The sequence below is a fragment of the Streptomyces sp. NPDC031379 genome (genome assembly GCF_055569615.1).
This window is the reverse complement of the sequence record NZ_JBVIIT010000005.1, coordinates 122,933-133,651: the sequence shown is the minus strand read 5'-3', so window position 1 is coordinate 133,651 and position 10,719 is coordinate 122,933. Positions and strand designations below refer to the sequence as shown.

The window sequence follows — 10,719 nt, the reverse complement described above, 5'->3', positions numbered from 1 at the left end:
GTCAGCTCACCACTCCGGTCATGACGCCCACGGGTACGGCGATGAAGCCGGCCGTGAGCAGCAGCGCGAGGACGTCGGCGACGGTCTTCAGGGCGCGGTCGCGGGTGCGGCTGCCGACGCCGAGGGTCTGGGCGGCGCTCCAGAAGCCGTGCCGGATGTGCAGGCCGAGCGCCAGCATCGCGACGATGTAGATGACGTTGCCGTACCAGGTGGAGAAGGTGTCCACGACGTTCTGGTACGGGTGCCCCTCCTGGAAGCCGCCCGGGTGCACGGTGCCGGTGGTCAGGTCCAGGACGTGCCAGACGATGAACAGGCCCAGGATGGTCCCGCCCCAGCGCATGGTGCGGGTCGCGTAGCTCGCCCTCGGCTTCTTGTGCACGTACTTGCTGGGCCGTGCCCTGAGGTCGCGGCGGCTGAGCTGGTAGGCGGACGTGGCATGGGCGACCACGGCGACGACGAGGACGATCCGGATGAGCCAGAGCGTCCACTCGTAGTGCATGAAGGGCTCGCCGACCGTGCGCAGCCAGTGCCCGTAGTGGTTGAACTCCGCCGGGCCGAAGAAGATCTTCAGATTGCCGATCACGTGGGCGACCAGGTAGAGCAGCATGATCACGCCGCTGACGGCCATCACCGTCTTCTTGCCGACGGAGGAGTCCCACATCGTGCGCGCCAAGGACGGCCGTCGGTCCGTCCGCGTTGCCAGAGCCATGGAACAGCACGCTAGGGCCGGGTGACCCGATCGGTCCAAGACATGGTCCGGCTTGTTTCCATAGGCTGGGGCTATGCTGGTGGGGTGCAGTTCCAGCAGCTCCAGTACTTCGTGGCCGTCGCCGAGACCCGGCACTTCACCCGGGCCGCCGAGCTGGTCCATGTCGCCCAGCCGTCGCTGTCCCAGCAGATCAAGGCGCTGGAGCGGGAGCTGGGGGCGGATCTGTTCCTGCGGGCCCGGGGCAACATCACGCTGACCGACGCGGGCGAGGCGCTGCTGCCGCTGGCCCGGCGCATCCTGGCGGACGCGGACACGGCCCGGCACGAGGTGCAGGAACTGGTGCAGCTGCGCCGGGGACGGGTGCGGCTGGGGGCGACGCCGAGCCTGTGCACGGGACTGCTGCCGGACGTGCTGCGTGCCTTCCACGACCGCTATCCCGGCATCCAGCTGCTGATCGAGGAGGGCGGCTCGCACGACCTGGTGCGGGGGCTGGCCCGTGGCGCGCTCGACCTGGCCCTGGTCGTGCTGCCGCTGCCGACGCCGGCGCCCGCGCTCACCACGGTGGAGCTGCTGCGGGAGGACCTCGTGGTGGTGTCCTCGCCGGAGGTGCCGCCGCCGGGGCGGGGCGGCCGGGTGGTCGACATCGGTGATCTGGAGGGCGAACGCCTGGTGATGTTCCGGCACGGCTACGACCTGCGCGAGCTGACGGTGGCGGCGTGCCGCTCCGCCGGGTTCGAGCCGGATTTCGCGGTGGAGGGGGGCGAGATGGACGCGGTGCTGGGGTTCGTCCGGGCGGGGCTCGGGCTGGCCGTGGTGCCGCGGATGGTCGCCTCGCGGGCGGGGCGGGGGTTGCGGGTGACCGCGCTGGCCCGGCCGGGACTGCACCGGACGATCGCGCTGGCTCACCGCAGCGACGTGGCTCCGCCGCGGGCCGCCCGGGAGTTGCAGCGGATGCTGCTCGAGCGGTGACGGTGGGTCTCGGCCGGATGCGTCCGCCTCGTCGGCGCCGTTCGGGCGTGCGGGTCCGTCGTGGCTCGTCGCGCGGTTCCCCGGGCCCCTGCGTGGGGGGCCGCGCCCCCACGCCCCCCACGTCCCGTCAGCCCCTCGCGTCCACCAGTGCCAGCTCGTGCAGTCTCTCGGGTGGGCCCGGCCTGGCGTAGTACCAGCCCTGGGCCGTGTCACAGCCCAGTATGCGCAGTTGCTCGGCCTGGGCGCCGGTCTCCACGCCCTCGACGGTGACCGCGAGGTCGAGGCTGTGGGCGAGGGAGACGATGCCCTCGACGATCTTGAGGTCGACCGGGTCGGCGGGGAACTGCTGCATGCCCTGGGTGAAGGAGCGATCCAGCTTGAGGATGCTCACCGGCAGGCGGCGCAGGTTCGCCAGGTTCGAGTACCCGGTGCCGAAGTCGTCCAGGGCGATGTCGACGCCCATCTCGGCCAGCCGGCGCAGCGGTTTGAGCAGATCGTCGTCGGCGCCGATCAGCGCGGACTCGGTGACCTCCAGGCACAGGGCGTCCGGCGTGACGCCCGCGCGCTCGAGGATGTCGACGGTGTCCTGCACCAGGCCGGAGTGGCTGAGCTGGACGGGCGAGAGGTTGACATTGATGCGCAGCGGGCCGGCGGCCGTCTCGTCGCCGTGCCGTTCTCGCCAGGTCCGGGCCTGGCGGATGGACTCCTCCAGGACCCAGCGGCCCAGCGGGACGATCAGGCCGGTGTGCTCGGCGAGCGGGATGAAACGGTCGGGACCGAGGACCCCGTGCTGCGGGTGCAGCCAGCGGACCAGGGCCTCGGCGCCCCGCACGCTGCCGTCGCCGAGGTGGACGAGCGGCTGGTACTCGATGAAGAACTCGCCGCGCTCCAGGGCGGTGGGCAGGGCCGTGGTCAGACCGTGGCGGGTGATCGCGCGGGCGTCGGCCTCCGCATCGGCCAGTTCCGAGCGGTTGCCGCCCGCCGACTTGGCCCGGTACATGGTGATGTCGGCACTGCGCAGGACCTCCGCCGCGGTGCGCTCGCCCGCCGGGCCCTCGACGATGCCGAGGCTGCCGCGGACCATCAGGTCCCGGCCGTCGATGCTGATCGGGGTGACCAGCGCGCTCATGATCCGCTCGGCGAGTTCGTCCACCGTGTGCTCGGTGCCGGGCCCGGTGGTCAGCGCCACGAACTCGTCGCCGCCGAGCCGGGCGACCATCTCACCGGGCGCGGTCGCGCAGGACTGCAGCCGGTCGGCGACCTCCACCAGCAGCCGGTCGCCGGCCGCGTGGCCGAGGCTGTCGTTGATGGTCTTGAAGCCGTCCAGGTCGAGGTAGCACAGGCCGAAGCGCTGGCCCTCGCCGGCGCTCAGGGCCTTCTCCAGCCGCTCGAAGAACAGGGTGCGGTTGGGCAGTCCGGTGAGCGCGTCGTGCGTGGCCTCGTAGCGCAGCCGGAGGTTGAGCAGCCGGCGCTCGGTGGTGTCCTCCATGAGGGCGAGCTGGTACTGCGGGTTGCCGTCGGCGTCGCGCAGCAGGGACACCGTCAGATTGGTCCACAGCACCGTGCCGTCGGGGCGGTTGAACGCCTTTTCCATGTGGTAGTGCTCGCGCTCGCCGCGGACGAGTTCCTCGTACAGCTTCCAGGTCTGCGGCGCGTCCTCGGGGTGGGTCCAGTGCATCACCGGGCGGCCGCGCAGGGACTGCGGGGAGAGCCCGAACATGCGCAGCAGCGCCTCGTTGACCTGGAGGACGTTACCTTCGAGGTCGGCGATGCCGATTCCTATGGCCGCGCCTTCGAAGACCGCGCGGAAGCGGGCCTCGCTGGCGTGCAGCGCCTGCGCCACCAGTCCCTGGGCCCGCAACGCGGCCTGGGCGATGGACTCTTGTTCGGCGAGCGTGCGCTCGCGCAGCGCCTGCGCGTATCCGGCGGCCATCGCGTGCTGCAACCGTGAGGAGCGCAGCCGCAGTTCGTCCTGCGGGCCGTCCTCGCCGCAGTACAGGACCAGGTAGGCGTCGACGCAGTCCAGGGTGCGGGTGAGCGCCTCGGGATCGGTGCAGTGCGCCTCGACCAGCGCGGCGCCGACCGCCCGCGCGCCGTCCGCGTCGAAGCCGTGCGCCCGCAGCAGCTCGCTCAGCCGGCGTGCGAGCGGAAGGAGCCGTTCCTCGAACTCGGCGCGGGTGAGCGACGTGGAGGTGACCGGGAAGACCGCCCTGCCCCAGATCGTCGTCAGACGGCGAAGTCTGTCCTCCGGCCCGTCCGGCTCCGCGCTCACGCCGTACGCCCCACGCCGGCGAATCCGGAGAAGGCGTACGGATCCTCGTCCTCCGGCGCCGACTCCGGCCGCCAGTGCGGCATCGGCACCAGTCCGGGTTCCACCATGTCGTACCCCTCGAAGAACCGCGCGATATCGTCGCGCGAGCGCATGATCAGCGGGTTGCGAATGTCCTTGTATACGTCCACCGCACCCTCGGCCCGCTCGGCGGGCACCGGGATTCCCTCGTACGAGGCATGCGTGAGGATCAGCAGGCTGCCGGGCGCGAGGGCCTCGCGCAGCTCGGCCACCGCACCGTACGGGTCGTCCGCGTCTTCCACGAAGTGCAGTATGGCAACGAGGAGGAGGGCGACTGGCCGATTCAGGTCGATCAGCCGCTCCAGACCGGGACTTGAGAGGATCTCCCGCGGCTTGCGCAGATCCGCGGCGACGACGTCGGCGCCGTCGTTCCCCGCGAGGACCGCCTGGCTGTGCGCGACGGCGACCGGGTCGTGGTCGACGTAGACGACATGGGCGCCGGGGACGACCTCCTGTGCCACCTCGTGCACGTTGCCGAAGGTGGGGATGCCGGAGCCGATGTCGAGGAACTGGCTGATGCCCTCCTCGGCCGCGAAACGCACGGCGCGGCGCATGAACGCCCGGTTCGCCTGCATGATCTTCGGCAGACCCGGCATGAACCGCATGGCCTTGCGGGCCGCGTCCCGGTCGACCTCGAAGTTGTGCGAACCGCCCAGGTAGTAGTCATAGATCCGCGAGACGCTGGGCACCGAGATGTCGATGCTCCGTGGGGCCCAGGCGGGACGCTCCATGTATCTCTCCAAGGCGTGGACAACAGGCGTAGGCGATCCGGTGTTCGAGCAGAGGCTACTGATCGCCTGCCGAAGGAGCGACCTGAAACGGAAATTGACCATCCGTTCCCGGTCACTGCCTGCGGCAAGTGCCCGTATGACCCCGCTGTGTGACGGCTGCGCCGACGGCCGGAGGCGTACGCCCCATACAACGGTCCGCCCCCTCCGTGCGGTGCGGAGGGGGCGGACCTTCGGTCGCGCGCCGGTCGGGCGGGGCGATCGACCCTGGGGAGGTGATCTAGTTGCCCGGCGCGCCGACCGGCTTGCCGTCGGGCGAGACGGCGTACCAGGTGCCGCCCACGCCCTGACCGTTGGTGTCCCCGGGAGCCTTGTCACCGGAGAAGGTGTAGATCGGCCAGCAGTTGACCGTCATCTGCTTCTTTCCGTCGGACCGGGTGAAGGGCATGAGCCCCTTCTTCTTCACGCCCTCGGTGTCGTCGGCGCCGACCGGGGCGACGGCCGGCCACTTCTCCAGGCAGGCGCCGGTGCAGTTGGAGACGGACTTCGGCCAGGCCTGGTCCTTCATGAAGCGGTAGACCGTCATGCCGTTCTTGTCGACGACGATGTCACCGAGCTTGGCGTCCTTGCGGACGGAGAGTCCGGGCTGGGAGGACAGCGCGGCCTTCTTGCCGCTCGGGGCCAGTGCGAACCACTTGCCGCCCACACCCTGGCCGTTGACGTCACCGGCGTTGACGTCCTTGGCGTAGCGGTAGGCGGGCCAGCCGCCGACGGTGAGCTGCTTGCTGCCGTCGGCGCGGGTGACCTCGCCGAGCAGCGCCTTGTCGATGCCGGCGCCGGCGGTGGCGTCGTCGGCGGGCACCGGGGGCCAGGTGGTGGCGCAGTCGCCGTCGCAGTTCGACTTGGGGGGATTCGCGGTGTCCTTGTCGAACCGGTACAGGGTCAGGCCGGAACCGTCGGTCAGCACATTGCCCAGATCCGGGTTGGTGGCCACGCTCAGCTTGCCCGCGGGGGTGGCAGGGGCCGGAGCGCTGGAACTCTTGTTGCCGTCGGCGCCGTAACCGTTGCCCGCGCCGGTCGTGGTGCCGGTGCCCGGATTGCCGTAGTCGCCGGCAGGCGCCGTGGCCCCGACGTTCTGGGCCGACGACGCGGGAGCGCCGGCGTTGTCCTGACCGCACGCCGTCGTCAGCGCCAGCACCGAAGCGGCCGTGGCCACCAGTGAGGCGGTCCGCCAGGAGGTCCTCATCGTCAACTCCCCATTATCGCCTGTATGTCGCGGCGCCTTGTAGCGCCTTGCAGCGCCTTGCTGCGCCGCCGCACGGCCATGGGTACGCGGCGAAGGGGCCGGAGCGTTCAACGGGGCGGGAAGTTCTTCGGGATTTTCTTTCCGGATGCTGTGACACGCGCCGTCGACGGAGGCTCGTACGAGCGTGCGTATCGGGCCGGAGGTCACTCCACGTCGGGTCAAACGACTGATCGCGTGATGTCCTTCCTTCGGAGCAATCCGGGCGCACTACGGCGTACGACCGCGTTCCGCACCCCATGATCTCCGTCGTGCATGGACCCGAAGTGACCCGATGCGCGCCCGCCGCAAGGGCGTTGGCCCTGCTGACGCTGACCTGGACCCTGGTGGGCTGCCCGGTCGGCAGCGCGTCGGCCGACGCCTGCGCGTCCGCCTCGACGGGCCCGGACGGCGCGGTGGCGGTGGCCTACGCCAGTAGCGGCCACCACTGGCCCACTCCCCCGCCCTGCCCGGAGCCGACCCCACCGCCGTGCCCGCCCACACCCACGCCCACACCCACCCCGACGCCGGAACCGCCGCCGCCCCCGCCGCCGACGCCCACCCCGACGCCGACGCCCACCCCGACGCCCACACCGACGCCCAAGCCGGCTCCGAAACCCACCCCCCGGCCGACACCGCCCACCCGGCCGGCCCCGGCTCCCCCGGCAGCCAGGCCGACGCCCCCGCCCCCTCCGCCCCCGGCACACAAGCCCGAGCCCGAGCCGACGCCGAAGCCGACCCGGCGGCCGTCGGTGACCCCCGTGAGCTACCCGGCGTACCACCCCCACCCGGTCAGCCACCACGCGCCCGGCCACACCACACCGGTCACCTACGTCCTGCTCATCACCATTCCCGCGATCGTCGCCGTCGCGGCGCTGCGCCCGCGCTGACGCGCCGGCCCGCTCACATCTGGAGGCACCTGTTGTCGGATTGGCTTGTTCTCGTCCTCGCGATGCTGGGGGCCTGTGCCGTGGTGGTGATCGTCACCGTGGTGCGCCACAAGAGGGCTCCCGAGGACGAGGACCCCAGCGAGACCCCGGACGTCATCGAGTACATGACGATGTGGATCGGCGTCGTGTACGCCATCGTCCTGGGTCTGGCCATCGCGGGCGTGTGGGAGGCCCGCAACTCCGCCCAGGACTACGTGCAGTCCGAGGCGCAGGCGCTGCACGAGATCTCGGAGCGGGTCCGGGTCTATCCGCCGGACGTCCGCGACCGCATCCGCGATGACATCGACGCCTATGTCAGCTATGTCGTGCACACCGAGTGGACGGCGATGGCGGACGACGGGCAGGTCACCGACCGGGGCACGCAACTGCTGCAGAAGGTCCGGGAGGACGTCACCGACTACCGGCCCAAGAGCGACTTCGAGGCGCAGGCCTACCAGCCGCTGCTGGACCAGCTGGCCACCGCCGACCAGGCCCGCAACGCGCGCGCCGACTCCACGGGAGCAACCATGCCGCCGGTGGTGTGGTGGGGGCTGCTCGCGGGGGCGGTGATCACCATCGGCATGGTGTTCGCGCTGCAGATCCGGCGCACGACACGCGAGTTGGTCCTGGCCGGGCTCTTCTCCGCGACCATCGCGTTCATGCTGTTCCTCATCTGGGACTTCGACGCCCCCTACAGCCGGGGCATCGCGGTGACCGCGGAGCCGTTCCGGAACCTGTTCCCTGGCATGACCGGCTGATCCCCGGTCGCTCCCTCGCGTTCCCGCGGACGTCGCGTGTCACGGCGGGCCCTGGCCCCGGTTCCCACGAGGTACCGGGGCCAGGGGCCCGGTGAGCGTGCGCCGCGCTGTGCCGCGGGGGCGGCTCCGGCGGGGCTCAGACGCGCTTCTCGTGCCGACGGCGCAGCCAGAGCGCACCACCGCCGATCACGGCCATGGCCACCAGACCGCCGCCGATGGCCAGGTCCGCGGGCGTCGCGCCGCTGGACTTGCTGCCGCCGAGGCCGCCCTGCACACCGCCGAGCACGGTGAAGGCCGCCGGCCGGGTCAGCGTACGGCCGTCGCAGCGGACGGTGATGTCGTAACGGCCGGGCCGGGCGCCACGGTCGACGGTGACGACGCCCCGCGCCGCGTCGCCGCGGAACGGCGTCAGCGGGGCGGTGCGGAAGGCACGGGAGGTCATCACGCCGCCACGGCAGCCGTCCACGGTGACGGTGAGCCGGCCTCCGGCGGGGATCACACTGGGCGTGGCGACGATGTTGCGCGGGTTGCCGTCGCCGCGGCCGCCGAAGTCGCCCCCCAGGCCCCCGAAGCCGTCCCCGCCGCCGAAGTCGTTGCCCAGGCCGTTGTTGTTGCCCAGGCCATGGCCCAGGCCGTTGTTGCCCAAGCCGTTGTTGCCCAAGCCGTTGCCGAAGTTGTTGCCCAAGCCGTTGCCGAAGTTGTCGCCCCGGCCGTTGCCGAAGTTGTCGCCCCGGCCGTTGGTGCTGATGTTGCCGTTGCCGTTGATGCGGCCGTTGAAGTGGCCGTCGAAGTGGCCGGTGCCGTTGAAGCCGCCGAAGCCGTTGCCATTGCCGATGCCGGCGATGCCACCGATGCCGGCGATGCCGTTGATGCCGCCGATGCCATTGATGCCCGCGACGCCGCCCACGCCGCCCACGCCGCCGATGCCGATGCCGGTGAGGCCGCCGACGCCGGTTCCGGTGAGGCCGCCGACGCCGGTGCCCGTGCCGGCGACGACCCCTGTGTCACCGGACGGCCCGCCCGGGTTGCCCATGCCGTCCGCGACGGCCACGGGAACGGCGAGCCCGAGCATGGCGAGCACGCTGCACGCGGCCCCCACAGCACGTTGGTTTCGCATGTGATCCTCCGCGGGAGGCGCCCGGGTCCGGTCCCCGGTCGATCGGCGAGAAAACACCTCCCGGAAAGACCCTCAGACGCGCGGAACACGCCCGCATGTCGAGAATGGTCCGTCCTGGTGAGGCGACACGCCGAACGAAAACCACACAATCGGATATTGTCGCAGGTCACACACCGTCAGAAAATTCCTCGTGGCTGCAACTCGGATGGCGCACCGGGAAAGCGTCCCGCCACCCGTTCGCCCATCACCCCGTCGCCCTTCGCGCGCGCGGGACTTAGCGTTTTCCCATGCGACGGACGAGGCGACGGCCGCGTCGAGAGGGGAAGAGAATGGTGGCGTCCGAGCTGTCCGAGCTTGCGGAAGAGGAGGAACGGCGGAAGAAGCGTGCGCCCTGGGGCGTGATAGCGCTTGTTCTGCTGACCGGCCTGGCGCTCATCCGGAACGGTTCGGGGGAGTTCGACGTCGGCCCGCCGCAGCCCGCCTCGGCGGCGGCACCCGACAGCCGCACCACCCCGGAGACCTTCACCGCCGGGCCGACCGTGCTGCCGTTCTCCGCCGTCGACCGGGTCCGGATCCCCGCGATCCAGGTCGACGCGCCGGTCGTGCCGGTCGGGCTGGACGCGAACGGGCTGGTCGGCGCGCCACCGCCGGACGACCCCCACCTGGCGGGCTGGTTCACCGGCGCGGTCTCCCCCGGCGAGAAGGGCACCGCCGTCGTCGTCGGCCACGTCGACAACAAACAGGGCCCCGCCGTGTTCTACGGTCTCGGCGCCCTGCAGAAGGGAAACCGGGTCGAGATCCTGCGCAAGGACGGAAAGACCGCGGTCTTCGAGATCTATGGAGTCGAGGTCTTCGAGAAGAGCAATTTCCCCGGCGACCGGGTGTACGGCTCGAAAGGGACCCCGGAACTCCGGGTCATCACCTGCGGCGGAGGATTCTCGAAACAGAACGGCTACGACGGCAATGTCGTCGCCTTCGCCCGCCTGGTCGCGGTCGCCTGATGCCACGCGACCGGGCGGGCGAGAGCCCGGTCAGACTCGGCGGCGCGGCACGGTGAGGTGATATCCGGAGTCGATCAGATAGGGCAGCCATTCACGGATCGCCCGGACGGTCTGCGAACGGTCGCCTCCGGCGTCGTGGGAGAGCACCACGGCGCCGGGGGCGGCGCCGCCCTCCACGCGGTCCACGATGGTGCTCGTGCCCGGCTCCTCCCAGTCGGTGGTGTCGACGGTCCAGGCCATGGGCTCCATGCCCATCTCGGCGCCCAGTTGGAAGGTGGCCCGGTTCCAGGCGCCGTAGGGTGCGCGGAACCACTGGGGGCGCTCGCCGTAGGCGTCCTCGATGACATCGGTGGTGCGCTCCATCTCGGAGCGGATCTCCCTGCGGTCGAGGGTCGTCAGCAGCGGGTGGGTCCAGGTGTGATTGCCGACGACGTGGCCGTCGTCGGCCATCCGGGTCAGCAGTTCCTTGTTGTCGACGACCATCTCGCCGCACACGAAGAACATGGCGCGGACGTCGTGCTTGGCGAGGGTGTCCAGGATGTGCGGGGTGTACTCCGGGTTCGGGCCGTCGTCGAAGGTCAGCACCATGCGCCGGCCGCGTCCGGAGACCCGCAGGATGGGTTCATCGCGCACCTCGAGCTTGCGGGGCGCGGCGCGCGGCGGTCCGTATCCGGTGAGCGGCTGGAGCCGGAAGGCGGAGGGTCTGAGCGCCCGTTGGGCCTGCGGACCGGGGACGGGGGCGGCGGTCCCCGCGGTCTCCGCGCCGCCCGCCAGGACGACTCCGGCGGTGCCCGCGGCCCCCACGGCGGCGGCGCCGGCGAGGAGCATCCGGCGTCGCGTGAACAACTGATCCTTCTGCATGACTCATCAGTCGCC

Annotated in this window: 10 protein-coding genes; 4 read left to right on the top strand and 6 right to left on the bottom strand. The window is 71.2% G+C overall.

The genetic code is table 11. The features are described from left to right. Window position 1: 1 nt before the first annotated feature. Window positions 2–673, bottom strand: a complete 672-nt coding sequence (locus ACZ5CW_RS09105; RefSeq protein WP_468599843.1) for a succinate dehydrogenase — start codon at window positions 671–673, stop codon at window positions 2–4. Between the two features lie 120 nt (window positions 674–793). Between ACZ5CW_RS09105 and ACZ5CW_RS09100 the strand changes: the two genes are divergently transcribed. Continuing rightward, window positions 794–1,678 (top strand): LysR family transcriptional regulator, encoded by an 885-nt coding sequence (locus tag ACZ5CW_RS09100; protein WP_468599636.1) that lies wholly within the window; start codon window positions 794–796, stop codon window positions 1,676–1,678. 127 nt (window positions 1,679–1,805) lie between these two features. Here the strand turns inward: ACZ5CW_RS09100 and ACZ5CW_RS09095 are convergent, their stop codons facing one another. From ACZ5CW_RS09095 to ACZ5CW_RS09085, 3 genes are all read right to left on the bottom strand, one after another. After that, window positions 1,806–3,950: a putative bifunctional diguanylate cyclase/phosphodiesterase gene (locus ACZ5CW_RS09095; protein ID WP_468599635.1), complete on the bottom strand. Its 2,145-nt coding sequence runs from the start codon at window positions 3,948–3,950 to the stop codon at window positions 1,806–1,808. Further along, a complete protein-coding gene (locus tag ACZ5CW_RS09090) occupies window positions 3,947–4,759 on the bottom strand; it encodes an SAM-dependent methyltransferase (RefSeq protein WP_468599634.1) in 813 nt (270 codons plus the stop codon). Before ACZ5CW_RS09090 ends, ACZ5CW_RS09095 begins: the two co-directional genes overlap by 4 nt. Window positions 4,760–5,036: 277 nt before the next feature. Next, entirely contained in the window at window positions 5,037–6,002 is a 966-nt protein-coding gene (locus ACZ5CW_RS09085) for an SCO0930 family lipoprotein (protein ID WP_468599842.1), read from the bottom strand. A 797-nt stretch (window positions 6,003–6,799) separates the two neighbouring features. Between ACZ5CW_RS09085 and ACZ5CW_RS09080 the strand changes: the two genes are divergently transcribed. Then, window positions 6,800–6,928 (top strand): hypothetical protein, encoded by a 129-nt coding sequence (locus ACZ5CW_RS09080; protein WP_468599633.1) that lies wholly within the window; start codon window positions 6,800–6,802, stop codon window positions 6,926–6,928. 32 nt (window positions 6,929–6,960) lie between these two features. Next, a complete protein-coding gene (locus ACZ5CW_RS09075; RefSeq protein WP_468599632.1) occupies window positions 6,961–7,725 on the top strand; it encodes a bestrophin-like domain in 765 nt (254 codons plus the stop codon). A 136-nt stretch (window positions 7,726–7,861) separates the two neighbouring features. Here the strand turns inward: ACZ5CW_RS09075 and ACZ5CW_RS09070 are convergent, their stop codons facing one another. Next, window positions 7,862–8,842 carry a hypothetical protein gene (locus tag ACZ5CW_RS09070; protein WP_468599631.1) on the bottom strand — a complete coding sequence of 327 codons (981 nt, stop codon included), beginning with the start codon at window positions 8,840–8,842 and terminating at the stop codon, window positions 7,862–7,864. Window positions 8,843–9,171: 329 nt separating this feature from the next. Between ACZ5CW_RS09070 and ACZ5CW_RS09065 the strand changes: the two genes are divergently transcribed. Then, on the top strand, window positions 9,172–9,843 hold the full coding sequence (locus ACZ5CW_RS09065) for a class F sortase (RefSeq protein ID WP_468599630.1): 672 nt from the start codon (window positions 9,172–9,174) through the stop codon (window positions 9,841–9,843). A gap of 30 nt (window positions 9,844–9,873) precedes the next feature. On the opposite strand, the gene ACZ5CW_RS09060 is transcribed toward ACZ5CW_RS09065, so the two are convergent. After that, complete coding sequence (locus ACZ5CW_RS09060) at window positions 9,874–10,704, bottom strand: polysaccharide deacetylase family protein (protein WP_468599629.1); 831 nt, start codon at window positions 10,702–10,704, stop codon at window positions 9,874–9,876. Window positions 10,705–10,719 lie beyond the last annotated feature (15 nt).